Genomic DNA, 23,217 nt, shown 5'->3' with positions numbered 1-23,217 from the left:
ATGACGGTCAGGTGGCGGTATCCGGGGCGGATGATCACGCAATGTCGCTGACATGGAGTCGATCAAGGGCGCGCGGCGGCGCCAGAGCGGGGCGCGGAGCGCTCAGAGTTCCGCGTCGTGGACCAGGATGGCGACCTGGACGCGGTTGTTCAGGTCGAGCTTGGTCAGCAGGCGGGACACGTACGCCTTGACCGTGGCCACGCTCATGAACAGCTCGGCGGAGATCTCGGCGTTGGTCCGGCCCCGGCCCAGCGCCAGCGCGACCTCCCGCTCCCGCTCACTGAGCGCGGCCAGCAGCCGCCGCGCCCGGTCCCGGCGGGGGTCGCCCCCGGCCGGTTCGGCCGCCGTGACGTGCCGGATCAGTTGCCGGGTGACCGTCGGCGACAGGGTGGCCTCGCCCGCCGCCACCCGGCACACGGCCCGGACGATCTCGGCGGGCGGGGTGTCCTTGAGCAGGAAGCCGGCCGCCCCGGCCCGCAGCGCCCGCAGCACCTGGTCGTCGGCGTCGAACGTGGTCAGCACCAGCACCTCCGGCGGCCGGGGCAGTGCGCGCAGCGCCTCGGTGGCGGCGAGGCCGTCGACGCGGGGCATCCGGATGTCCATCAGCACCACGTCGGGCGCGCAGGCGGCGACGGCGGCCGGCACCTGGTCGCCGTCGGCGGCCTCGCCGACGACCCGCAGCTCCGGCGCGCCGCCGAGGATCATCGACAGCCCGGCCCGGACGAGGGCGTCGTCGTCCACGATCAGCACCCGCACCGGCTGCGGGGAGCCTTCCCCGCCCGTCATGCCGGCCACGGCAGCCAGGCGGTCAGCCGGAAGTCGCCCGTCTCGTCCCGCCCGTGCGTCAGCCGCCCGCCGGCCAGGCTGACCCGCTCGGCGACGCCGATCAGCCCCGTCCCCGCGCCCGGGATCGCGGCCCGCTCCCCCGCGCCCACCGGCCGGCCCGACTGCGGGTGACCGCCGACCGGCCAGCCGGACTGCGGGTGACGGCCGACCGGCCGGCCCGGCAGCGGGTGACCGCCGACCGGCCAGCGGTTGCGCACGTCGACGGTCAGCCCCGTCCCGGCCGCGCCGGCCAGCCGGACGGTGACGGTGGCCCCCGCCGCGTGCTTGCGGGCGTTGGTCAGCGCCTCCTGCACGATCCGGTACGCCGTGCGCCCCAGCCCCGCGGGCACCGCCCCGGGGTCGTCGACGGCGTCGTCGACCTCGACCCGCATCCCGGCCGCGCGGGACTCCCCGACCAGCGCGGGCACGTCGGCCAGGGTCGGCTGAGGGCGTTCCACCGCCGGGCCGGGCGGCGCGTCCGGGCCGGCGGGGACGGGGGCGGGGTCGTCGGCGCGGAGCACCCCGATCACGTCGCGCAGGTCCGCCAGGGCGGCATGGGCGCTCTCCCGGATCACCCCGGCCGCCCGGGCGACCTGCTCGGGCGGCGCGTCGGGCCGGAACTCCAGCGCCCCCGCGTGCAGGCTGAGCAGCGAGATCCGGTGCGCGAGCACGTCGTGCATCTCCCGGGCGATCCGGGTCCGCTCCAGGTGCCGCGCCTGCGCGACCCGCAACTGCTGCTCGGCCTCGGCCCGGTCGGCCCGCTCCCGCAGGGAGAGCACGAGCTGCCGGCGGGCGCGGACGAACATCCCCCAGGCCAGCACGGAGCCGAGGAAGACGATCGCCCAGGCCACCTCGCCCCAGAACCCGAACCCGCGCTCGGGGCGCACCGCCGCGTAGCTGAAGCAGGTCAGCACGTTCGCGCCGATCACGAGCGCGGCCTGCGGGAACGGCCGGTGCACCACGACCGTGAACATGATGATCAACAGGGCGACCCCGGCGGTCGCCGAGAACAGCCCGAGCGGCAGGGTGGCCACCGCCAGCCCGACCGGCCACCGGCGGCGCAGCCAGAGCGCCGCGCAGGCGAGCGGGCCGAGCACGTTGTCGAGACCCTGCAACCACTCGTGCGGCAGCGGCCCGGCCAGCGCCGGCTCGGGCTGGGCGGCGTCCCAGGCGACGGCGACGGCCCAGCCGAGGGCGAGCAGGAACATGTGGGTGTCCACCAGCCAGTCGCGGGTGGTCCGCCGGGGCCGCGCCCCGGACGCCGCGTCGGTGAGGGCACCCGGCAGCAGCCAGGGATGATCCGGTACGGCGGCGCTGGTCATCGCCCCATGCTAGGCAGGGCCGCCGGCCGCCCGACAGCTACCAAAGTCGACGCCGGGCGTGGCCGGAGGTCGACGGGCGCTCGACCGCCGGCCGCAGCGCCCGGCCGGGTGGCGCGGGCAGGCTCGACCCATGATCGAAGTAGCGCACCTGACCAAGCGGTACGGCGGGAGCACCGCCGTCGACGACGTCAGCTTCACCTGCGCGCCGGGCAGCGTCACCGGCTTCCTCGGCCCGAACGGCGCGGGCAAGTCCACCACGATGCGGATGCTCTGCGGGCTGACCCCGCCGACGGCGGGCACCGCCACGGTCTGCGGGGTGCCGTACCGGCGGCTGGCCAACCCGGGCCGGGAGATCGGCGTGCTGCTGGACGCCTCCGCGCAGCACGCCGGCCGGACGGGGCGGGAGGTGCTGGCGCTCGCCGCCGCCGTCATGGGAGTGCCCCGGCGGGAGGTCGACGTGAAGCTCGACCTCGTCGGGCTGGGCGCGGCCGCCGCCCGGCGCCGCGTCGGCGCGTACTCCCTGGGGATGCGCCAGCGGCTCGGCCTGGCGCATGCGCTGCTGGGCGACCCCCGGGTGCTGGTCCTGGACGAGCCGGCCAACGGCCTGGACCCGGAGGGGATCTTCTGGATGCGCGGCCTGCTGCGCGACTTCGCCGACCGGGGCGGCACGGTGCTGCTCTCCTCCCACCTGCTGCGGGAGGTGGAGGCGGTGGCCGACCGGCTGGTGGTGATCGGCGGCGGCCGGGTGGTCGCCCAGGGCGGCACGGAGGAGCTGCTCGCCGGCGCCGGCACGCTGGTGCGGGCGCGCGACGGCGCGGCCCTCGGGCGGGCGCTGGCCGCCGCCGGCCTCGACGCCACCCCCGGCCCCGGCGGCGGCCTGCTGGTGCGGGCCGACCCCGACCCGGTCGGGCAGGCCGCCGCGGCCGCCGGGGTGGCCCTCACCGAGCTGCGCCCCGCCGGTGGCGGCGGCCTGGAACAACTCTTCCTCACCCTCACCGGCGGCACGACCACGAAGGAGACCACCGCATGACCGCGCAGACCGTCCCCACGGCACCCGCCGTCGCCGAGCCGCGCTACCCGGGGGTACGCGGGCCGTCGCTGACCCGGTTGACCGCCGTCGAGCTGCGCAAGCTCGCCGACACCCGGGCCGGCCGGTGGCTGCTGGCCGGCATCGCCCTCGTCTCCGTCGTGATCGTCGTGGTGCAGCTGTCGGTGCTGGCCGACGAGGAGCAGACGTTCACCGAGTTCTTCGTGCCACAACTGCTCCCCGCCGGCCTGCTCCTGCCGGTGCTGGGCATCCTGTCGATCACCGCGGAGTGGTCCCAGCGCACGGCGCTGACCACGTACGCGCTGGTGCCCCGCCGGGAGCGGGTGATCGTCGCGAAGCTGGCCGCGGTGGTGCTGGCCGCGCTGGCGTCGGTGCTGGTCAGCCTGGCCGTCGCCGCGCTTGGCAACCTGGTCGCCGGTGCCACGGGCGGGGCGGCCGACTGGTCGTTCGAGGGCTCCCGGCTGCTGCACGCGGTGCTGTTCGAGGTCACGAACGTGCTGATGGGCGCGGCGTTCGGCCTGCTGCTGCTGAGCACCCCGCTGGCCGTGGTCAGCTATCTGCTGCTGCCGACGGTGTGGACGCTGCTGTCCGGCATGATCGCGGCGCTGCGCGAGCCGGCCCGCTGGCTGGACACCGCCCGCACCATGGAGCCGCTGCTCGGCCCGGAGGTGACCGCCGGCCAGTGGGGGCGGCTGGGGGTGTCGCTGCTGGTCTGGTTGGCGCTGCCGCTGGCGGCCGGGCTGATCCGGACGCTGCTCCGCGAGGTGTCCTGACCCGGCCCGGCCGGGCGGGCCGAGCGAGCGGGCCGGGCCGGCCGGGCGGGCCGGGCGATGTCGGCGACATGGCGGTGTCCGGGACGGATGATCACGCCATGTCGCCGACATGCAGTCGATCAACCAGCGACGATTTCGGCCCCGTAAAGTTTCCCGGCGCTCTCCCGCTGTTCACGCCGACGCCGATAGCATCGCTGACCATGAATACAAGGAGCGTCACCCGCTCGCGATCCGGGCGGCTGATCACGGCGTTCGCACTGGCCGTCACGGTGCTGACACCCGTCGTGGCGAGCACCTCCGCGTCGGCGGCGACCACGCTGACCGTGGCACAGGCGCTGGCCGCCCAGGACGGCCGCACGGCCACCGTCACCGGGTACGTCGTCGGGCAGCCGACGGCGACGACCACGGTGATCACCTCCGGCTACACGGCGGACACGGCGATCGCCATCGCCGACAGCGCCGCCGAGACCGGCACGGGCAGGATGCTCTACGTCCAGGTGACGGCCGCCTACCGCAGCACCTTCGGGCTGCTGACCAACCCGGGGCTGCGCGGCCGGCAGGTCACCGCCACCGGGGCGCTGACCGCGTACTTCAGCCACGGCGGGCTGAAGAACCCGACCGCGATGAGCCTCGGCGGCGCCACCCCGGGCCCGACGCCGACGCCCACCGCGTCGCCCAACCCGTCGCCCAGCCCGACCGGCGGCGGTGGCCCGTACGACTCGACGTACTACGCCAGCGCGATCGGCAAGACCGGCACCGCGCTGCGCAGCTCCCTGCACGCCATCATCAGGACGCAGACGAAGCTCAACTACGACCAGGTGTGGGAGGCGTTGAAGGACACCGACCAGGACCCGGCCAACGCCAACAACGTGCTGCTGCTCTACAGCGGCCGCTCGCAGAGCAAGACCAGCAACGGCGGCGACGCCAACGACTGGAACCGCGAGCACGTCTGGGCCAAGTCGCACGGCGACTTCGGCACCGCCACCGGCCCCGGCACCGACGTGCACCACCTGCGCCCCGAGGACGTCTCGGTCAACTCGACGCGCGGCAACAAGGACTTCGACGCCGGGGGCAGCGGGGTGTCCGAGTGCACCGGCTGCTACTCCGACGCCGACTCGTTCGAGCCGCGCAACGCGGTCAAGGGCGACGTCGCCCGGATGATCATGTATATGGCGATCCGGTACGAGGGCGACGACGGCTGGCCGAACCTGGAGATCAACAACTCGGTGTCCAACGGCACGTCCCCGTACCACGGGAAGCTGTCGGTGCTGCTCGCCTGGAACCTGGCCGACCCGCCGGACGCCTTCGAGAAGCGCCGCAACCAGGTCATCTACGATCGCTGGCAGGGCAACCGCAACCCGTTCGTCGACCACCCGGAGTGGGCCACCGCCATCTGGGGCTGACCCCGCCCGGGGCCACCCGGTTGTCGCGGATCACCCCGCCCGGTCGTGAGATGGCGACCGGGGCGGGGTAGGACAACCGGGTGGCACGGCCCGGCCGCGCGGCCTCCGCGCGCCCCGGGCCCCTGACGATGGGAGAGACGGCCGACATGGCGAACACGGTTCCCGACATCGCGCTCAACGACGGCAACACCATCCCCCAGCTCGGCTTCGGGGTCTACCAGATCGCGCCGGAGGACACCGCCGAGGCCGTCGGGCGGGCCCTGGAGATCGGCTACCGGCACATCGACACCGCCGAGATGTACGGCAACGAGGCCGAGGTGGGCCAGGCGGTGCGCGCCTCCGGCCTGGACCGGGACGAGGTCTTCGTCACCAGCAAGCTGAACAACGGCTTCCACCGCCCCGACGACGCCCGCCGCGCGTTCGACTCCACCCTCGCCGCGCTGAAGATGGACCACATCGACCTGTTCCTGATCCACTGGCCGCTGCCGACCCTCTACGACGGCGACTTCGTCTCCACCTGGAAGGTGCTGGAGGAGTTCCGGCGCGACGGTCGGGCCCGCTCGATCGGCGTGTCCAACTTCCAGGTGCCGCACCTGGAGCGGCTGGCCGCCGAGGCCGACGTGGTGCCGGCCGTCAACCAGATCGAGGTGCACCCCTACCTCGGCAACGAGGAGGTGCGGGCGTACGGCCACGCGCACAACATCCTCACCGAGGCGTGGTCGCCGATCGCCCAGGGCGCGGTGCTCGACGACCCGACCCTCGTCGACGTCGCCGAGGAGGTCGGGCGCACCGTGCCCCAGGTGGTGCTGCGCTGGCACGTGCAGCGCGGCGACATCGTCTTCCCCAAGTCGGTCAACCCGAAGCGGATGGCGGAGAACTTCCAGATCTTCGACTTCGAGCTGGACGACGCGACGATGGAGCGGATCACCGGCCTGGACCGGGGCGAGGCGGGCCGGCAGGGCCCGAACCCCGACACGTTCGACTACGTGCCCGCCTGAGCGGGCGACCCCAATGGCGGGCCTGCCGTGGCAGGCCCGCCATTGGCGCGTCCGGGCGGGGCCGTCAGCGGTCGAAGGTGTCGGGCAGGTGGATGCGGTCGGCGGGCACCCCGGCGGCGAGCAGCCGCAGCCGCGCGCCGGCCACCATCGGCGGCGGCCCGCACAGGTGCACCTCCTGGTCGCCCGCGTGGTGGCGCAGGGCGACGGTGAGCGCGTCGCCCTGCTCGGCGGGGCCGGCCGCCGGGTCGTGGGAATACGCGGGCACCACCGTCAGCCACTCGTGGGCGGCCTCCAGCTCGGCGAGGGTGGCCCGGTCGTAGAGGTCGGCCGGGGTGCGCGCCCCGGCGACCAGGGTCACCCGCCGACCGTCCGGGGCGGCGGCGAGCTGCTCGACGAGGGCGCGCAGGGGCGCGAGGCCGGTGCCGCCGGCGACGAGCAGCAGGTCGTGCCAGGGGCTGGGGTCGAGCAGCAGGCTGATCCCGCACGGCGGGCCGAGTAGCAGCGGCTCGCCGGGGCGTACCCCGTCGACGAGGGTGCCGGAGACGGTGCCGGCGGCGACGGCGCGCACGTGCAGCTCGACCGTGCCGTCGGGGCGGGGCGCGTTCGCCGGGGAGTACCACCGCCAGGCGCCGGGCCGGCGCGGGGCGCAGACGGGAACCGCCTGCCCCGGCCGGTACGGCAGCGGCCGGCGCGGGCGTACGGTGAGCACGGCCACGCCGTCGGCGGCCCGGTCGTGGGCGACCACCTCGGCCCGCCACCACGCCGGCCCGTCGCCGACTCGGGCGGCGGCCCGGCGCACGGCGGTGACCGCCCGGCGCAGCCCGCGTTCCCAGCCGCCGGCGAGGGCGGCCGTCCAGTGTGCCCGGTTCTCCCGGGCGACGGCGGCGAGCAGGGCGTCGCCGAGCAGGTCGGCGTGCTGCGGCAGCAGGCCGACGCCGCGGTGGGCCCGGGCCAGGACCGCCAGCGCGGCGGCCCGCCCGGCCGTGTCGTCGACGCCACCGGCCAGCCGGCCCAGCGCGGCGAAGACCACGGTGTGGTCCCGCTCGGGCAGCAGTCCGGGCAGGCGGTCACTCACGGTGTCCAGGAAGTTGGCGGCCGCCCGGTCGACGGCGGCGGCGGTCGCCGCCCAGGACGGCCCGAGGTCGGCGCTCACCGCCCGGATCGTCTCCGCCACCCTGACTGTCGGCCCCGCTCGCAGCTCGGTCGTCTTCACGGCGATGGGTACGGACGGTGACCATCGATGGTTCACCCCCTTGACCGAGGGTGATCAGTCGATCACCCCTGCGGCGGTTGGCGCTCCCGCCACTCCCGGGCCAGGATCGCGAAGACGAGCCGGTCGGCCCACTCCCCGCGGAACAGGTAGCTCTCGACGTGGCGCGCCTCCTGGCGCATGCCGAGCCGCGCCATCAGCCGGGCCGACGCCTCGTTGCGGGCGTGGCACCGCGCGTAGGCCCGGTGCAGCCCGAACTCGCCGAACCCCCAGTCCAGCAGGGCCGTGGCGGCCTCCGTGGCCAGCCCGCGCCCGTGGTGGTCGGGGTGCAGGACGTACCCGAGTTCGGCGGTGCGGTCGGCCGCGCTGCGCCAGACCAGCTCGACGGTCCCGATCACCCGCGCGTCGGCGACCACGGCGAGGGCCAGGCAGTCGCCCTCGGCGCGCAGCGCGTCCTCGCCCGCCATGGCGGTCACCGAGGCGAGCGCCTGCGCGCGGGTGCGTGGCCCGGCGTCGAGCATCCAGCGGGTGACGTCGGGTCGGCTCTGGTAGGCGTGCACGTCGTCGAGGTCGTCCAGCGCGACCGGGCGCAGGGCCAGCCGCGCGGTGCGGATCGGATAGGTCGGACGGAACATCGACCGATCGTAGGGGCCTGGGCGCGGCCCCGCCGCCCCTGGACGGTCGGACGGCCGCATCGGACCGGTCGGCCATATTCATCGACGGCCATCGACCAATAGGCTGCCGGTCATGCGTGCCCGTCGCGTCACCGCCGCAGCCGCCGTCGCCGGCCTGCTGAGCCTGCTCGCCGTCACCGCCGCCCGCGCCGACGACGGCCCGGCCCTCACCACGCCCGGCGCGCCGGTCGTCGTGGCCAACGAGCCGCACCAGCTCACTCTCACCTGGGCACCGTCGGCGTGGGTGGGCGAGCCGGGTGGCACCGAACCCATCACGTACGAGGTGCTAGTGCCGCTGGGCCCCAACACGTACCGGGGGCTGGGCAGCACGCAGACGCCCTCGATCACGCTGACCGCCCTGCCGCCGGGCACCGAATACCGGGTCGCCATCCAGGCCCACACCATCGGCGGCTACTCCGACACGTCGGCGACCACCGACCTGCGCACCGCGTACGGCCGGGCCAAGGTCAGCTACCTCAACCTCGACTGGGCGCCCACGGACAACCAGATCCAGTTCGTCGCGCAGGTCGTCAACACCGGCACGCAGCCGCTCGACCTGCGCACCGTGCGGGTGGACTACCACCTGACCTTCGAGGGCGGCAACACGTCCCTCGTGACGGAGTGCGACTGGGCGGCGCTGGGTTGCGACAGGATCCAGCGGCAGCTGTTCTTCTACCTGCCGCCCGCGCCGCCGCCCCCGCCCCCGGGCAGCAGCCCCACGCCGGTCCCCACCGCGACGCGGTACCCGGTGCCGGGCACGCCCGTACCCGGCCACGTCCGGCTCACCTTCACCGGCGGGACCCTCGCCCCCGGCGAGTCGAGCGGGCCGATCCAGCTCCGCTTCCACCGGCAGAACTGGACCGCCGTCGACGAGCGGGACGACCCGAGCTGGCGGGCCGCCACCGGCACGTGGACCGACAACAGCCGGATCACCGTCGACGTCGACGGCGTCCGCGAGTTCGGCGACCAGTACGCCGGCTGAGCCCGGCCGGAACTACTTTTAAGTAGGTTGGCAGCCCGCTGCGCGTATCCCCCTGATTCGCCCCGCCCTGAGGTAGCTTCTACTCCGCGCGCGACACCCTTCTTGGACGACGCATCCCGATCGTCCACATTCACTTTCCCTCGTGAAGGGCCCGACGTCGGACATGGGCGAACCCCTCGAACCTTACGTACCCGACCCCACGCTCAGGGCGGCGCTGGAGGACTTCGGGCAGCAGTGCGACCGGGAGATCAGCGTCCCGCCGCAGACGCGCCTCGACCGGGGCTACGGAGGCGGCACACTCTTCGTCGCGCGGCTCACCGAGCCGGCGCCGCCGGGCCGGGAGCCCACCCGGAAGGTCTTCGTCAAGGTCCTGCCGGCCCGCTCGCGGCACCGGGAGGTGCGCGGCCAGCAGTGGTCACGGGCCACCGCGCGCGCCACCGTGGGCGACTTCGCCCGGCAGCACCTGGCCGAGCAGATCTTCCCGCCGATCGACCTGCGCGACGGCCGACGGCTGATGTTCCAGGAGCCGACCAGCGACTTCCAGGAGACGACCGACGACGGCGCCCAGGTGCGGGGCCTCGACGAGCTGGACGGCGAGGACCTGCTCGCCGCGTTCCGGGCTGTGCTGGAGGCGGTGCTGCACGAGTGGAACAGCATCCCACCGGCCCCCGCAACGGCCGGCCCGCCGGCCCGCGAGACCACCCTCGGCCCGTACCTCGAACGGGAGCTGAGGGCCGCCGGCGCGTGGGAGAAGATCCACCACGCGATGAGCATCTTCGGCTTCCACGGTGGCGCAGAGTCGCTGCTCATCGACTCGCGGCCCCTGCCGAACCCGCTGCGGACCGTCGACCCCGCGTCGCCGCACCACCGCCAGCCGGTCCGCTTCCACGCCGGCTTCGCCCACGGCGACCTGCACGGCGGCAACGTGCTCGTGCCCTGCGGGGCCGACGGCCGGCCGCACCCCGAGCGGTTCTCGCTGGTCGGGTTGAGCGCCGTCGACGCGGAGGCCCCGCTGACCCGCGACGTCGCCGCCCTGCTGCTGGCCACCGTGCTTCGGTACGTCCCCGGCCTCACCCGCGACGAGTCCGAGGCGCTGATCGACTATCTCGTCCACCCCCAGCGGGGGCGACCGGGCACGCTACCCGCGCCCGTCGCGGAACTCGTCCGGATCGCCGACGAGGTGGGCACCGCGTACGCTCAGCCGCTCGCGGGCGCGGCGATCTGGCGCAGGCAGGCCCGCCTCTCCCTGATCGCCCAGGCCCTGACCTGCACCACCTTCGAGGACCTGCGGCCCGACCGGGGCCTGTGGTGCCTCCGGCTGGCGGCCCGCGCCATGCAGGCCCACATCGAGGAGAACCCGATCCCGTACGTGGCCGCGACGGCACCGCCCGCTGATCCGGCCGCTCCGGTCACCGCCGTGGGCAGGTGGCCGGTGAGCCCGCCGGACGCCGTTGCTCCCGCCGTCCCGGCGGTGCCGACGGGGTCGCCGGGAGCGTCACCGCGCCAGGTGCTCCTCTGGTGCATGCTCGCGGCAGCGCTGCTAGCCCTGGCAGGCGTCACAGCATGGGCGCTGGCCCCAGGCCACACCTGATAGATCTTGGAAGCGAACGGCCCCTCCAGGGGCCCAGGACTTCCAAGATCTACCCCAATCTCCCGTGCAGGTGGTCGAGGATCGCCTGGTTGGCCTGCCAGCCGTCGGGGAACTTCACCGGCACGTCGAGGTGCACCGGCTCGGTCGATGGGTGCGCGTCCAGCAGCTCCGCGATGCCCGCCCGCGCCACCACCACGCACGCGTGCCGGTGCCGGGACGTCAGCACGCACAGCCGCCCCGACTCCAGGTGGAAGGCGGTCGCGTCCCGCCGGCCCGACAACGGGTGCAGCACGATCGTCACGTCGTACTCGCGGCCCTGGAGCCGGTTGGCGGTGTCCACGGTGATGCCCGCCCCGGCCGCGCCCAGGTGCGCGCGGATGGCGGCGGCCTGGTCGCGGTGCGCGGCCCCCACGGCGATCCGGTCGGCGGTGACCGGCGCGCCGGCCGGCGCGTGCTCGGAGACGGCGACCGCGCCGCGCGCCAGCACCCGCAGCGCCAGCGCGGCGCACGCGGCGGCGGCCTCGGAGTCGGTACGCGGGGTGTGCCGCTCCGGCAGTTCGTACAGCGCCCAGCCCGTCGACGCCGCCAGCTCCACCGCCGCGTCGACGGCGTCCCCCGGCCCGGCGTCGGTGAACGCGAGCACCCGGTCGTCGCGGCCGGTGCCCGCCCGGAACCCGGTGAACGGGTAGAACGCCGCCGCGACCACCGGGGCCGCCGACGCGGGCAGCCGCCACGACACCGGCAGCCGGTGCACCGGCAGCTGCGGGTTGTGCCGCAGCAGCACCGCCACCGCGGACTGCATCGGGTCCCAGGTCAGGCCCGTCCAGCGCACGGTCTCGACCGTGGAGAACGGGTCGAGCTGCCCGGGATCCCCCACGAACAGGGCCCGCTCGAACCTGCCGGCCACGCGCAACAACGCGTCAGACCGCATCTGGTACGCCTCGTCCACGATCGCCCACGGCCAACAGCCCTCGGTGACCATGGCCCACTTGGCGGCCGTACCGATGACGACGGCCGGCTCGCCGAGGTCGGCGACCTTCGCGGCCACCTTGACCGTCGGGTGGTCCTTCACCCGGTCGGTCGGCCTGTATTCCGTGGCGGAGAGCCGGCCGATGCGCAGCCCGGGGGCCTTGCGGGCGAGCCGGTCGATGAGGTCGTCGACCTGCTCGTTGGTCTGCGCGACGATGATCAGCGGCTCCCCGGCGGCGGCCAGCTCGACGGCGGCGCGGACGACGAGGGTCGACTTGCCGGCACCGGGCGGCGAGTCGACGACGACGCCCCGGTGGTCACCGGTGCGCAGGTCGGCCAGCACCGCGTTGACGACCCGCTCCGCCTCGACGGACGGCGGCACCTCCAGCCCGAGCATCGACTCTCCCCCCGTGGTTACCGGAGATTACGCCCGGTCAGGCCGCGCAGGAACGCCAGCCCCTCGACGGCGAGGGCGTCGGGGCCGGCGGCGAGGGGCCGCCACACGGACATCGGCACGGCCAGGGCCTCGGCGGTGAACGACTCGACGTTGACCTGGCCGGAGTAGCCGATGCCGGTCAGGGCGTCGAACATCCCCGGCCAGTCGAGGTGGTCGCCGCCGGGCACCCCCCGGTCGTTGCCGCACACCTGGACGTGCGCGAGGTGGCCGCCGGCCAGCCGGATCGCGGCCGGCAGGTCGCGTTCCTCGATGTTCAGGTGGAAGGTGTCCAGTGCGAGGCCCAGCCCGGGGACGCCGTCCACCACCTCCAGCGCCTGTTCGACGGTGTTGAGCAGGCTCGTCTCGAACCGGTTGAGCGGTTCCAGGGCGATCGTCACGCCCTGCCCGGCGGCCTCCTCGGCCAGCGGCCGAAGCCGCGCCACGAGGCGGGCGGTGGCGGCCCGCCGGGCGTCCGCGTCGAGCAGCCACCGCCGGCCGGCCGGGGCGTAGAGCGGGCCCGCCACCACGGCGGCACCCACCCGGCCCGCGACCCGCACGCAGTGCCGGACGAATCCTTCCGTACGCCGCAGCACCTCCTCGTCGTCGGCGAGCAGGTCGTGCTCGGGCAGCAGGCCCGCGCAGACGGCGGGGGCCAGCTCCAGCCCGGCGAGCAGGTCGGCCGCTGACGCGGGGTCCCAGTCGCCGGGCGCCTGGACGGTCAGCTCGATGGCGTCGAAGCCCCACGCCCTGATCCGGGGGGCCAACCGGGCGAGCGCCCGATCGGTCAGCGGGGCCGCCCACGCCCACGTGTTGATGCCGATCAGCATCCAAACCCTCTCGCCGCAAGATCATCGGAACCCGTCGACTGTAGAGGGCCGCCGGTCAGGCGGCGACGCCACGCCGCCCCTGGGCCGCGTCACCCGGCATCGGCAGCTCCTCCACGTGCTGCCACTCCAGGTCGCCGTTCCCCCGCAACGCCGCCTCACCCCAGCACACGCGGAGCAGGCCGGCCTCCGAGTTGCAGGCGTACCCGATCAGCAGCACCTTCGGCTCGACCGGGAGCCGCTCGACGGCCTCCCGCAGCTCCGACCGAGCATCGGCCTCCTGATCGCTGAGCGGCATGAGCGGCAGGGTGTCCTGCTGGTAGCGCGGCTGGGGGCCGCACAGGGCGAGCAGGGCGCGGGCGAAGCGGCTGAGGGTGCGCTCCGGCCGGGTGCGCGCGATATCGGCGTCGCTCCTGGTGGAGTAGTGCCAGGGCAGCAGCAGGTGCCCTGCGCAGACCGTGATCCTGAACTGGGCACCCGGCGGCCGCAGGTCCGTCACGTCGGGCAACTCCCGGAGGTGATGGTGCAGTTCCTCGTACTGCACGAGCCAACGCACGGACCCGAAGGCGTGGTCGCTGGTCATCTCGGACGCCTCCCGGGCGTTCATGGCGCGCTCCACCGCCCGCTTGAGGGCCGCCGGGACGCGCTTGCGCAGCGCCACCGCCTGAGCAAACCCGAACTTCTCGATCGACCATCGCGACGGCCCGTCGGCAACACCCACACCGATCACCCCTCGTGTCCTGTCGCACACGTTCCGACATAGACGGTCTCACGAAGGTCGATGCCGGGCCAGGGGTCTCACCGCATCCCGGCCACCTCCTGACGGTGGACGCGCAGCGCGGCGGCATCCGGGTGGTCCGCCGCGCGGGCCGGTGGGCGCAGCTTCTCGCCGTGCCAGCTCGCGTAGTGTCCCGCCTCCGCCTTGACCCGGACACGGAACTGCTCGTCGACCCAGATCAGTCCCCGGTCGAAGAGGTTGTGCACGTCGGCCCGGAGCAGCAGACCGTTGGTCACCCGGTTCGTGGTCGGCCCGTCGTAGGGCGAGATGTGGGCGGCCTGGAGAGCAGCCTCGGTGTCGCAGCCGGTGATCGCGCAGCGCCCCCCGTACGCCTCGATGAGCCTGCGCCGGAAGTCGGCCTGCCCCTGGCGGGCGGTGACCTCCGCGAGCCGGCGGCGACGCCCCGCCGGCAGCTCGTCGGGCTCCGGTGCCCTGATCGCCTTCAGCGCGTCCGCGAGCCGGTCGCGCTCGGTCGCGCTCATCGCCCGCACGCCCCGCGCCGACCCGGCCGGCACGACGGGTACGCCCCGCTCGCTGCCGAGGATTCGACGGGTCAGTTCGGCGTCCCAGCGGACCGCCACCCGCCACTCCAGCCCGCCTTCCGTGGCCCGTCGACAGGGGTCGTCCCATGCGACACCCGCCGCGACGAGGCGGGCGGACTGCTCGGCGGCGTATGCCCAGATCCGGTCTCCGGCGGCGATCTGGTGATAGCCGGCGGAAAGCTGCCAGTCGACCACCCCGTCGCTGGAGAAGCACTCCCAGACGTCGCGGCTCTCCTCCGACGGTCTGTCGCCCAGGTTCACCGGATAGATCCAGTCGGTCGGTTCGCGCCGGCCCAGCACCGCGTCCGCGAGTGGCTGACAGTGCCCACGCGCATGCAGGGTCCGGGATCGCAGCAGCGGCTCGGTGAGGGCGCGGGCGGCGAGGACGATTCGCTCGTCCCCGAGCGCCGCGATCAGATCCTCGACGTCACCGGCGAGGCACTCCTGGTCGGGCCCCGCATCGACGTAGTCCGACCGCCAGGTGGTGAGGGCAGGATGGGCCGCCCGGAAGCCTGCGGGCGTCCAGTGCCGGTCGAGCACCGACTTGCGGACGACCAGAAAGCCCTCGGCCCGGGCACCGACGCCCGGCTCGGTCGGTTCGTGCAGCACGAACGTCTCCATCGTCTTCATGGAGATCGCCGACAGCCGGCGCGGGTTCGTCCTGGTGCTGGGCAGGCAGGAGAGCGCCCAGCGGTCCCGCTCCGTGGAAGCCGCGTCCGGCACGACCGCGTCGAGGTAGGCGCGGTTGGCGGCCACCACGGAGCTGAAGTACGGGCCGTTCGCCAACCGCTCGAAGCGGCTCACGGGATCCGTGGACGCGCCCCGCTGCCCGGAGCCCAGCCGGTTGAACCGTGGCGTGACCACGGCGAGTAACGCATCCTTCAGCGCCTTCGGGTCGACCTCCTCCCGCCACCTGATCTCGCACCGGCCGAGCCAGGCGGCGATCTCGTCGGTGCTCGCCTGCCGTCCGAACTCCTCGTCGAGCAGCTCACCGACCTGCTTGTGCAGCACCGACGAGCCGCGGTTGCCCCGTAGGTGGGCGCGGAGCCGCTCCCGAAGGGTCCGCCCCGTCTCACCCACGTAGACGATGTCGCCGTCGCAGGTGACGACGTGCGTTCCGGGCGCGAGCGGCGCCTGGGCGACCGTCTCCCCGGTGAACGGCATCGGATCGGTGAAGGCGGCGAGCAGACCGTCGAGAGTGGAGTCCGGCATCCCGCGAGGCTACGCCGTCTGCTGCGGCAGGATCTTTGTCAGGGCCGCCGGGTCGGGCAGGTGGAGGCGGTCCTCGGGCACCCCGGCGAGGGGCAGCCAGCAGCGGGCGATGTCGACCATGGCGGGCGGGCCGCAGACGTACACCTGCTGGTGGGGTCGGTGGTGGCGCAGGGCGAGGGCGAGCGCGTCGCCCTGCTCGGCCGGGTCGGCGTGCGGATCGTGGGAAAGGGCGGGCACGATGGTCAGCCAGTCGTGAGCGCGCTGAAGCCTGTCGAGGGCGGTCGCGTCGTACAGCTCGGCGAAGGTGCGCGCGCCGACGACCAGCGTGACCCTTCGGCCGTCGGGGGCGGTGGCGACCTGCTCGACCAGGGCGCGCAGTGGGGCCAGCCCGGTGCCGCCGGCCACCAGCAGCAGGTCACCGTCGCGCAGGCGCAGGCCGGCGTCGCGCGGCGGGCCGAGGTGCAGCAGCTCGCCGGGGCGTACCTCGTGGACGAGGCCGCCCGAGACGGTGCCGGCGGCCACGGCGCGGACGTGCAGCTCGACGGTGCCGTCGGGGCGGGGCGCGTTGGCCGGGGAATACCAGCGCCACTGCCCGGGATGGCGTGGGGTCTGGACGGGGACGGCCTGGCCGGGGCGGTGGGGCAGGCGCGACCAGGGTCGCAGGGTCAGGACGGCGATGCCGGGGCACGGCCGGTCGTGGCCGATCACCCTGGCCGGCACGCCGTCACCGGCCCACACCCCGGCGGCGTTCATCGGGCCACCGCCCGGCGCGCGTGGGCAATCCGCTCGCTCGGCAGGTCGGCCGCCCAGCACACCCCGACCAGGTAGTCACCGATCCGCCGACGCTGCGCCTCCGACAGGCCGAGCCCACCCCAGGCGTCCGCCGGCTCATCGGCGAGCGCGGCGGTCAGGCTCGCCGTCAGGTGCGCGGCGATCCGGTCCAGATCCACCCCGACGAGGTACGGGGACAGCTCCGCGTCCGCCAGCACTAGGCGCAGCCACCGACGGACGATCTCGGCCGACGTCACGCCGCGCCGCCCGTCGCCTGGTGGCCCTATGGGGAGGTCCGCTGCGATGATGCCCATGGTGTCTGCGCCCCTGGATGTCGTGCCGGATGGAGTGGGCGCCGGGGCGGGCGGGGACGAGGTCGCGTCGTTCGAGTCGACACGCCCCGGAACCCAGCACCCGCCCCGGGCCATGCATCCACCCTTGCCGGGCAGCCCTCTTGACGACATGACCACGGAACGCACCTACACGGTCACCACGCTGCAAACACTGCCGTTAGAGTGCACATGACCTGACTCGATGTGAGCTGAGGCGGCACGATGGCGACCGTGCAGCGATGGAGCGGCCGGGAGAGCAGGACGCTCCGGCACGCGCTCCGGATGAGCATCCGCGACTTCGCGTCGCACCTCGGCGTGGCCGAGCGGACCGTGTCCAAATGGGAAGCCGGTGGCGCTGGGGTCACCCCGCGCCCCGAGATGCAGGCAGTGCTCGACACCACGCTGGGCAAGGCGTCGGTGGAGGCGAGGGAACGCTTCACGGCCACGCTACGAGCCACATCCGTCGCAGGCGCGTCGCCCTCCTCTGCCCTTCCGCTCGGGGCTCCGGGCACCGATGCAAACCAGCTCGGTGATCTCGTCGCCGTCTTTTCCAGCCGATCCGAGTTCTCCACCCGCGTCTCGCCTGATCATCTGCTGGGCGGAGCGAGAACGGTTCGGGCCGTCGGGCTCTCACTCAACCTGTTGGCTCAGGGCTTCGCCGACAGCCAGTGGCATGGCTTCGTCCGTGCGGGCGGGCGGGCCCGCTGCCTGTTTCTCGATCCCGGAGGGTCGGCAGTCCAGGCACGCGAGGCGGAGGAGGGATTCGCACCGGGTCAGCTCTCCGCGCTGACCAAGCTGAACATCGAGACGCTGCTGCGGGTCCGAGCACGGCTACCGGAAGGGCTGGGCGATCACCTGGAGTTGGCCGTCTACGACGACACGCTCCGCTTCAACGTGGTGCTGGCTGACGACGTCTGCGTGGCGCAGCCGTACCTGCCGGTGAGTCGCGGGGTCGACTCCCCGACCTTCGTCGTCAGGCGGCAGGAGGACCGGTCCTGCCTGTACCCGGTCTTCGAACAGTTCTTCGAGGCGCAGTGGCAGCGAGGGCAGCAGTTGTGAGCGAATACCGGCACCTGCTTCCGATAGCGGAAGCAGCGGTGGCACGAGCGGCCGAGATGATGCGGCACCACTCCCCTGGCCCGCTCACCGCCAAGGGTGAGCGGGATTTCGCAACGCAGCTCGACTACGAGATCGAGCGGGACGTCCGCGCCTTCCTCCAGGCCGCCACTCCTAAGATCGGCTTTCTCGGCGAGGAGGACGGCGTCCACGGTACCGGCGAGATGCAGTGGGTCCTCGACCCGATCGATGGGACGGCGAACTTCGTGCGCGGGGTCCCGCTTTGCGCGGTGTCGCTGGGGCTGTTGCACGGGAATGACGCGGTCCTCGGCGTCATCGAGGTGCCCTTCCTGGGAAACCGGTACGCCGCCGCCCGTGGCAGCGGCGCGACAGCCGATGGGAAGCCCATCCGGGTGAGCAACACCAGCAGGCTGAGCGACGCGGTCGTGGCGATCGGCGACTACGCCGTCGGGCCGGACGCCGCAGTCAAGAACCGGTCCCGGCTCGCCCTGACGGCCCGGCTGGCCGAGGTGGTGCAGCGAGTACGGATGACCGGGACCGCCGCGCTGGACCTGGCGTGGCTGGCGGAAGGCCGGATCGATGCGGCGCTGACCCTGTCCAATCATCCGTGGGACATGACGGGCGGAACGGCCATCGCCCGGGAGGCAGGTGCGGTTGTGGTCGACCGCGACGGAAGCAACCACTGCCCTCGGTCGGCCATGACCCTTGGCATCGCCCCCGGTCTGACTGGTCAGGTGCTGATGCTGGTCGGAGCAGCCCTGCCAGAGGACTGATCAGCGGCGTCATTGTCAGCACAACATGACGCCCGGTCGACGACAGATCAGAAGATTGGCAAAATACGTCACTGGTCACCCCGACCACGAGACTCGGGAGGCTGCTCGAGGTTCTGCTGACGCTTCTTCTGCTCCGACTTCAGGCGGTGCACTTCCTCAACAAACTCGGCCAACTGCTCCTCCTCTGATTCAATGCGCTTATACCTACCGACACCCACCTCAACGGCCTCCCACTCCGCCTCAATGGCGTCAGCAGTCTGCTGCAGATAGAAGCTGCGCTCCTTGTACTTGAAGTAGCCCATGAACCCACTAGCTGTACCAACTAAGAAGGTGATGCCAAGAATGGTCCACCTATCCCAGGTCATCTGGTCAGATATGCCAGCAATTCCGGTAGCCGCCAGAGAGCCGATGATTAAAAAGGCTTGGAAGAGGTTATTAACTCTCCCATAGCGCTTACTTTCAATCCTCAGCTGATCTATGTCCGCATAGGCGTCCTCCTTGTACGCCACTCGACGGACTTTCAGGTCTCCAGAAACACCAGCAACAACGAGCTTCCGCTCGTCACGGAGGCGTGCGAGCTGAAGTTCCAGTTCCCCCTCGGACAGACGGCGAGGTTGACCTTCCGACGAAGCAGACCGCATCGGCCCGCCGGGATCCCGCTTTAGCCTTAGAGCAGCCACACCGAAGAGTGCGGCGACAATCGCGGCCGGAATAAGCACGACCTTCTTCGAGTCCCCACTCAACCAGGGGAGCCAAAAGAGGGCATAGAGAACAACGAGCAGCATCGGGCCGAAGGCCATCGAAATGTTCGACCACCTATGCCGCATACGCGCATGCGCGAGCGCATGCTCGGTCTGCCGGATCTCATGGTTTAGCAACAAAACTTGATCTTGCCGGTTTGGTGCAGGCAAGGAAACTCCCATCAAGGTCCGGGCGTAATTACAATGACGCTGTGAGCCAGACGGAATACCCACCCTTTCGCCATAGCTGTCAAACCATGGCAATAATCCACCAGGCGAGCTGCTTCGTAGCGCTCCATGAGCGACAGATCGATGGAGACAACCCGACCAGCCTGCAGAAGATTAGAAATTTCGGCGGCGGCGGCGGCGAATTCGCGAGGCGTAACACGCAAGGCCGCTTCTAACCGTACACCCGACGCGCGACCGAGGCCGACTTCATATTGCTGCGCCCGTACGGCCAGGTCTAAGGACCGCTCCAAGTCAGACGAATGGTCACGACGGCAAGCACCCCACAGTTGCACCCTTTGACGGCGCGCCACCAGACCACGGTCAACAACAACATATGCAGCCAGGACTAGCGAAACCAGCGAAATGAACAGCACAAGCACAAGCTCGGTCGACATGCCCTCGCCTCCCCACAATGCGCGCTAGCGCCATTGCCCGCAGAGGTTCTGCACGCGACCCCCGATTGCCCAAATGCCCAGCCGGGCATTGCCGACCCAACTGGGCCACTAGCATCCGCAAGATGATTCGTCAGGCGAATCTAGACTCGCACACTACGACCATGAGCGATTCTGTCCTGAATGCGACAACGACTTGCAACCCTGCAGCAGGGGCTGCGTCAAGCACGGAGAGCGGCTACCGTACCCGAGTGGCGGATCTTGAGCGGGGCGTCTACGAGCATCTGATCACCCACCACCTCGCCGGGCAGCTCCACCACCTCGATGCCGCGCTCGTCCAGCACCACCCGCTCGACCCGGTCGACGCCCACCAGCCCCTCACCCGGCACCTCGCCGCCCTCATCAGCCGTGCCCTGCAAGCCGTCCCCGGCGGCGACGACAAGCTGCGCCGCCAGGTCGACCTCGCCAACCGGATCGCGCAGGCCATCACCGATCTCGACCCGGACGCGGCCGGCCCCGACGACCAGGTCGCCGACGCGCGCAACCTGCTGCACGCCATCGCCGCGCCGCCCACCCCGCCCGCGCAGCCGACCTTCCCGGCCCGCCCGACCACCCCGCTCTCCACCGGCGCGCTGCTGGTCAACGGCCGCCACCAGCCGCGCATCGGCCACGAGGTCACCCACGAGATGGCCTCGGCCGAGCGGGTCGACCTGCTGTGCGCGTTCATCAAGTGGCACGGGCTGCGCATCGTCGAACCGGCCGTCCGCGAGCTGATCGGCCGGGGCGGGACGCTGCGCGTCATCACCACCACGTATCTCGGTGCGACCGACCAGCGGGCGCTGGACCGGCTCGCCGAGCTGGGCGCCGAGGTCAAGGTCTCCTACGAGACCAGGACGACCCGCCTACACGCGAAGGCGTGGCTGTTCCGCCGCGACAACGGCCTGACCACCGCGTACGTCGGGTCGAGCAACCTGTCGAAGGCGGCGCTGGTCGACGGGGTGGAGTGGAACGTCCGCATCTCCAACGTGGAGCAGCCGCACGTCATCGACACGTTCACCGCCACCTTCGAGGACTACTGGAACGATCCGGCGTTCGAGGCGTACGAGCCGGGCCGGGACGGCGAGCGGCTGCGGCACGCGCTGCGCGGCGAACGGTCCGACGACGGCGGCACGCAGATCGCGAACCTGGACGTGCGGCCGTACCCGTACCAGTCGGAGATCCTGGCCGAGCTGGACGCGGAGCGGCAGGTGCACGGCCGGCACCGCAACCTGGTGGTGATGGCGACGGGCACCGGCAAGACCGTCGTCGCCGCCCTGGACTACCGACGCCTGCACCGCAGCGGCACGGTCGACTCGCTGCTGTTCGTCGCGCACCAGGAGCAGATCCTGCGGCAGAGCCTGTCGACGTTCCGGCAGGTGGTGGGCGACGGCAGCTTCGGCGAGCTGCTGGTCGGCGGGAGCGAGCCGACGGGCTGGCGGCACGTCTTCGCCTCGATCCAGTCGCTGCACCGCCGGGAGATCGCCCCCGAGGCGTACGACATGGTGATCGTCGATGAGTTCCACCACGCGGAGGCGCCGACCTACGCGCGGCTGCTGGAGCGGCTGCGTCCGCGCGTACTGCTGGGGCTGACGGCGACCCCCGACCGGGCCGACGGCGGCGACGTGCGGCGGTGGTTCGACGGCCGCGCCGCCGTGGAGCTGCACCTGTGGGAGGCCCTGGAGCGGCAGTTGCTCGCCCCGTTCCAGTATTTCGGGGTGCACGACGAGGTGGACCTGTCGCACCTGCGGTGGCGGCGCGGCCAGGGGTACGACCCGGGCGAGCTGGGCGCGATCTACACCGGCGACGACGCGCGGGCGCGGCTGATCCTGCGGGCCGTGCGGGACACCGTGGACGTGGGGCGGATGCGGGCGCTCGGCTTCTGCGTGAGCATCGGGCACGCCGAGTTCATGGCGGACTGGTTCACTCGGCACGGCGTGCCGTCGGCGGCGGTGACGTCCCGGGCGGACCGGTCGGCGCAGCACGGCCTGCTGCGCGACTTCCGGGCCGGGAAGCTGCGGGTGCTGTTCACGGTCGACCTGTTCAACGAGGGCGTCGACCTGCCGATGGTCGACACGATCCTGATGCTGCGGCCCACCGAGAGCGCGACGGTCTTCCTCCAGCAGCTCGGCCGGGGCCTGCGCCTGGACGACGACAAGCCCTGCCTCACGGTGCTGGACTTCATCGGCGGGCAGCACGCCAACTTCCGGTTCGACCTGCGCTGGCGGGCCCTGACCGGGGTCAGCCGGCGGGCGGTCAGGGACGCGGTCGAGCAGGACTTTCCCTCCCTGCCCAGCGGCTGCCACGTCGAGCTGGACCGGGTGGCGAAGGAGGTGGTTCTGGCCAACCTCCGCAGCGCCCTGCCCACGTCGAGGAGGGGCCTGGTGGCCGAGCTGCGTCAGCTCGGGGACGTCGACCTCGCCGGGTTCCTGCGGGAGACCGGCCTCGAGGTCGAGGACGTCTACCGGTCGGCCTCGATCGGTGGGTGGACCGGCCTGCGGCGGCTCGCCGGGCTGGACACCCCGGCCCCCGGCCCGGACGACCGCGAGTTGGGGCGGGCCATCGGGCGGATGCTGCACCTGGACGACGCCGACCGGCTGGACCTGCTGGCCCGGGTCGCGGCCGGTGAGCGGCCGGAGCCGGGACGGCTGTGGGACATGCTGCACTTCGACCTGTGGGGTCCGCAGGCCCCGTTGACCGACCGGGAGCAGCGGCTCGCCCGGCTGTGGGCGGAGCCGGCGCGCTGCGCCGAGCTGCGGCAGCTCGCCGGGGTGCTGCGGGACCGCATCCACCGGGTCACCGTGCCCGTCGGCGCGCTGCGGGTGCACGCCCGCTACAGCCGCAACGAGGCGTGCGCCGCGTTCGGGATGCCGAACCCGGGGTCGCTGCGGGAGGGGGTGAAGTGGCTGGAGTCCGAACGGGCGGACCTGTTCTTCGTCACCCTGGTCAAGTCGGAGCGGCACTACTCCCCCACCACCATGTACGCGGACCGGGCCGTCACCGACCGGCTGTTCCAGTGGGAGTCACAGAGCACCACGTCGGCGGCGTCGGCGACCGGGCAGCGCTACGTCCACCACGCCTCGCGCGGCTCGACGGTGCACCTGTTCGTGCGGGAGACGCGGGTGCCGGACCGGGACCTCGGCGCGCCGGCCTACCTGTACGCCGGGCCGATGGCGTACCGGCGGCACACCGGGGACCGGCCGATGCGCATCGTCTGGGAGTTGGCGCATCCGTTGCCGGCCGACCTGTACGCGGCAGCCCGCGCCATCGCCGCATGAACG

Annotated in this window: 22 protein-coding genes; 9 read left to right on the top strand and 13 right to left on the bottom strand. The window is 72.8% G+C overall.

All coding sequences use genetic code 11. The features are described from left to right. Nucleotides 1–102: 102 nt before the first annotated feature. Nucleotides 103–804: a response regulator gene (locus LPU61_RS02015; protein WP_374199613.1), complete on the bottom strand. Its 702-nt coding sequence runs from the start codon at nt 802–804 to the stop codon at nt 103–105. Then, on the bottom strand, nt 783–2,147 hold the full coding sequence (locus LPU61_RS02010; RefSeq protein WP_229403912.1) for a sensor histidine kinase: 1,365 nt from the start codon (nt 2,145–2,147) through the stop codon (nt 783–785). Before LPU61_RS02010 ends, LPU61_RS02015 begins: the two co-directional genes overlap by 22 nt. A gap of 130 nt (nt 2,148–2,277) precedes the next feature. Between LPU61_RS02010 and LPU61_RS02005 the strand changes: the two genes are divergently transcribed. Both LPU61_RS02005 and LPU61_RS02000 read left to right on the top strand, forming a co-directional pair. Next, complete coding sequence (locus LPU61_RS02005; RefSeq protein WP_229403911.1) at nt 2,278–3,177, top strand: ABC transporter ATP-binding protein; 900 nt, start codon at nt 2,278–2,280, stop codon at nt 3,175–3,177. Next, nucleotides 3,174–3,968: an ABC transporter permease gene (locus LPU61_RS02000; RefSeq protein ID WP_229403910.1), complete on the top strand. Its 795-nt coding sequence runs from the start codon at nt 3,174–3,176 to the stop codon at nt 3,966–3,968. The genes LPU61_RS02005 and LPU61_RS02000 overlap by 4 nt, the downstream gene beginning before the upstream one ends. A gap of 91 nt (nt 3,969–4,059) precedes the next feature. On the opposite strand, the gene LPU61_RS01995 is transcribed toward LPU61_RS02000, so the two are convergent. Further along, nucleotides 4,060–4,284 carry a hypothetical protein gene (locus LPU61_RS01995; RefSeq protein ID WP_229403909.1) on the bottom strand — a complete coding sequence of 75 codons (225 nt, stop codon included), beginning with the start codon at nt 4,282–4,284 and terminating at the stop codon, nt 4,060–4,062. On the opposite strand from LPU61_RS01995, the gene LPU61_RS01990 reads away from it, so the two are divergent. After that, nucleotides 4,253–5,371, top strand: a complete 1,119-nt coding sequence (locus tag LPU61_RS01990) for an endonuclease (RefSeq protein WP_229403908.1) — start codon at nt 4,253–4,255, stop codon at nt 5,369–5,371. The two genes, LPU61_RS01995 and LPU61_RS01990, sit on opposite strands and share 32 nt — an antisense overlap. Nucleotides 5,372–5,517: 146 nt before the next feature. Next, entirely contained in the window at nt 5,518–6,369 is an 852-nt protein-coding gene (locus LPU61_RS01985) for an aldo/keto reductase (protein WP_043962142.1), read from the top strand. A 64-nt stretch (nt 6,370–6,433) separates the two neighbouring features. Here LPU61_RS01985 and LPU61_RS01980 read toward each other — a convergent pair whose 3' ends face one another. Together LPU61_RS01980 and LPU61_RS01975 are read right to left on the bottom strand one after the other, a co-directional pair. After that, the gene (locus tag LPU61_RS01980) at nt 6,434–7,522 is read right to left on the bottom strand and encodes an FAD-binding oxidoreductase (protein ID WP_229403907.1); all 1,089 of its coding nucleotides are present in this window, start codon (nt 7,520–7,522) and stop codon (nt 6,434–6,436) included. Between the two features lie 122 nt (nt 7,523–7,644). Then, nucleotides 7,645–8,214 (bottom strand): GNAT family N-acetyltransferase, encoded by a 570-nt coding sequence (locus LPU61_RS01975; RefSeq protein ID WP_043962140.1) that lies wholly within the window; start codon nt 8,212–8,214, stop codon nt 7,645–7,647. A gap of 112 nt (nt 8,215–8,326) precedes the next feature. Here LPU61_RS01975 and LPU61_RS01970 point away from each other — a divergent pair, with 112 nt between their 5' ends. Both LPU61_RS01970 and LPU61_RS01965 read left to right on the top strand, forming a co-directional pair. Next, nucleotides 8,327–9,235 (top strand): cellulose binding domain-containing protein, encoded by a 909-nt coding sequence (locus LPU61_RS01970; RefSeq protein WP_229403906.1) that lies wholly within the window; start codon nt 8,327–8,329, stop codon nt 9,233–9,235. A gap of 142 nt (nt 9,236–9,377) precedes the next feature. Then, the gene (locus LPU61_RS01965; RefSeq protein WP_229403905.1) at nt 9,378–10,826 is read left to right on the top strand and encodes a hypothetical protein; all 1,449 of its coding nucleotides are present in this window, start codon (nt 9,378–9,380) and stop codon (nt 10,824–10,826) included. A 49-nt stretch (nt 10,827–10,875) separates the two neighbouring features. On the opposite strand, the gene LPU61_RS01960 is transcribed toward LPU61_RS01965, so the two are convergent. The 6 genes from LPU61_RS01960 to LPU61_RS01935 all read right to left on the bottom strand — a co-directional run bounded on the left by LPU61_RS01960 (nt 10,876) and on the right by LPU61_RS01935 (nt 16,672). Beyond that, entirely contained in the window at nt 10,876–12,192 is a 1,317-nt protein-coding gene (locus LPU61_RS01960; protein WP_229403904.1) for an AAA family ATPase, read from the bottom strand. A 17-nt stretch (nt 12,193–12,209) separates the two neighbouring features. After that, nucleotides 12,210–13,058, bottom strand: a complete 849-nt coding sequence (locus LPU61_RS01955) for a sugar phosphate isomerase/epimerase (protein ID WP_229403903.1) — start codon at nt 13,056–13,058, stop codon at nt 12,210–12,212. Between the two features lie 55 nt (nt 13,059–13,113). Continuing rightward, a complete protein-coding gene (locus LPU61_RS01950; RefSeq protein ID WP_229403902.1) occupies nt 13,114–13,776 on the bottom strand; it encodes a hypothetical protein in 663 nt (220 codons plus the stop codon). Between the two features lie 77 nt (nt 13,777–13,853). Then, entirely contained in the window at nt 13,854–15,587 is a 1,734-nt protein-coding gene (locus tag LPU61_RS01945; protein ID WP_229403901.1) for an HNH endonuclease, read from the bottom strand. A gap of 9 nt (nt 15,588–15,596) precedes the next feature. After that, nucleotides 15,597–16,340: an FAD-binding oxidoreductase gene (locus LPU61_RS01940; RefSeq protein ID WP_229403900.1), complete on the bottom strand. Its 744-nt coding sequence runs from the start codon at nt 16,338–16,340 to the stop codon at nt 15,597–15,599. Continuing rightward, on the bottom strand, nt 16,337–16,672 hold the full coding sequence (locus LPU61_RS01935) for a hypothetical protein (RefSeq protein ID WP_229403899.1): 336 nt from the start codon (nt 16,670–16,672) through the stop codon (nt 16,337–16,339). Before LPU61_RS01935 ends, LPU61_RS01940 begins: the two co-directional genes overlap by 4 nt. 240 nt (nt 16,673–16,912) lie before the next feature. On the opposite strand from LPU61_RS01935, the gene LPU61_RS01930 reads away from it, so the two are divergent. Next, on the top strand, nt 16,913–17,749 hold the full coding sequence (locus LPU61_RS01930) for a DUF5919 domain-containing protein (protein ID WP_229403898.1): 837 nt from the start codon (nt 16,913–16,915) through the stop codon (nt 17,747–17,749). Further along, nucleotides 17,746–18,540, top strand: coding sequence for an inositol monophosphatase family protein (locus tag LPU61_RS01925; protein ID WP_229403897.1), 795 nt, complete (start codon nt 17,746–17,748; stop codon nt 18,538–18,540). The genes LPU61_RS01930 and LPU61_RS01925 overlap by 4 nt, the downstream gene beginning before the upstream one ends. A gap of 68 nt (nt 18,541–18,608) precedes the next feature. On the opposite strand, the gene LPU61_RS01920 is transcribed toward LPU61_RS01925, so the two are convergent. Continuing rightward, nucleotides 18,609–19,325 carry an SLATT domain-containing protein gene (locus tag LPU61_RS01920; protein WP_229403896.1) on the bottom strand — a complete coding sequence of 239 codons (717 nt, stop codon included), beginning with the start codon at nt 19,323–19,325 and terminating at the stop codon, nt 18,609–18,611. Nucleotides 19,326–19,462: 137 nt separating this feature from the next. Further along, a complete protein-coding gene (gene sepF, locus LPU61_RS01915) occupies nt 19,463–19,903 on the bottom strand; it encodes a cell division protein SepF (RefSeq protein WP_229403895.1) in 441 nt (146 codons plus the stop codon). 248 nt (nt 19,904–20,151) lie between these two features. Between sepF and LPU61_RS01910 the strand changes: the two genes are divergently transcribed. Continuing rightward, nucleotides 20,152–23,214 (top strand): DUF3427 domain-containing protein, encoded by a 3,063-nt coding sequence (locus LPU61_RS01910; protein ID WP_229403894.1) that lies wholly within the window; start codon nt 20,152–20,154, stop codon nt 23,212–23,214. Nucleotides 23,215–23,217: the final 3 nt, after the last annotated feature.

The sequence above is a fragment of the Micromonospora sp. NBRC 110038 genome (assembly GCF_020884815.1).
Classification (GTDB): Bacteria; Actinomycetota; Actinomycetes; order Mycobacteriales; family Micromonosporaceae; genus Micromonospora; species Micromonospora haikouensis.
This window is presented reverse-complemented; position numbering and strand designations above follow the sequence as displayed.

Excerpts from the sequence above, each read along its gene's own strand:
- LPU61_RS02005 (WP_229403911.1), top strand. The coding sequence starts at position 2,278 with ATGATCGAAGTAGCGCACCTGACCAAGCGGTACGGCGGGAGCACCGCC.
- LPU61_RS01940 (WP_229403900.1), bottom strand. The coding sequence starts at position 16,340 with ATGAACGCCGCCGGGGTGTGGGCCGGTGACGGCGTGCCGGCCAGGGTG.
- LPU61_RS01945 (WP_229403901.1), bottom strand. The coding sequence starts at position 15,587 with ATGCCGGACTCCACTCTCGACGGTCTGCTCGCCGCCTTCACCGATCCG.
- LPU61_RS01960 (WP_229403904.1), bottom strand. The coding sequence starts at position 12,192 with ATGCTCGGGCTGGAGGTGCCGCCGTCCGTCGAGGCGGAGCGGGTCGTC.
- LPU61_RS02010 (WP_229403912.1), bottom strand. The coding sequence starts at position 2,147 with ATGACCAGCGCCGCCGTACCGGATCATCCCTGGCTGCTGCCGGGTGCC.
- LPU61_RS01935 (WP_229403899.1), bottom strand. The coding sequence starts at position 16,672 with ATGGGCATCATCGCAGCGGACCTCCCCATAGGGCCACCAGGCGACGGG.
- LPU61_RS02000 (WP_229403910.1), top strand. The coding sequence starts at position 3,174 with ATGACCGCGCAGACCGTCCCCACGGCACCCGCCGTCGCCGAGCCGCGC.
- LPU61_RS01955 (WP_229403903.1), bottom strand. The coding sequence starts at position 13,058 with ATGCTGATCGGCATCAACACGTGGGCGTGGGCGGCCCCGCTGACCGAT.
- LPU61_RS01985 (WP_043962142.1), top strand. The coding sequence starts at position 5,518 with ATGGCGAACACGGTTCCCGACATCGCGCTCAACGACGGCAACACCATC.
- LPU61_RS01930 (WP_229403898.1), top strand. The coding sequence starts at position 16,913 with ATGGCGACCGTGCAGCGATGGAGCGGCCGGGAGAGCAGGACGCTCCGG.
- LPU61_RS01975 (WP_043962140.1), bottom strand. The coding sequence starts at position 8,214 with ATGTTCCGTCCGACCTATCCGATCCGCACCGCGCGGCTGGCCCTGCGC.
- LPU61_RS01920 (WP_229403896.1), bottom strand. The coding sequence starts at position 19,325 with ATGCTGCTCGTTGTTCTCTATGCCCTCTTTTGGCTCCCCTGGTTGAGT.
- sepF (WP_229403895.1), bottom strand. The coding sequence starts at position 19,903 with ATGTCGACCGAGCTTGTGCTTGTGCTGTTCATTTCGCTGGTTTCGCTA.
- LPU61_RS01970 (WP_229403906.1), top strand. The coding sequence starts at position 8,327 with ATGCGTGCCCGTCGCGTCACCGCCGCAGCCGCCGTCGCCGGCCTGCTG.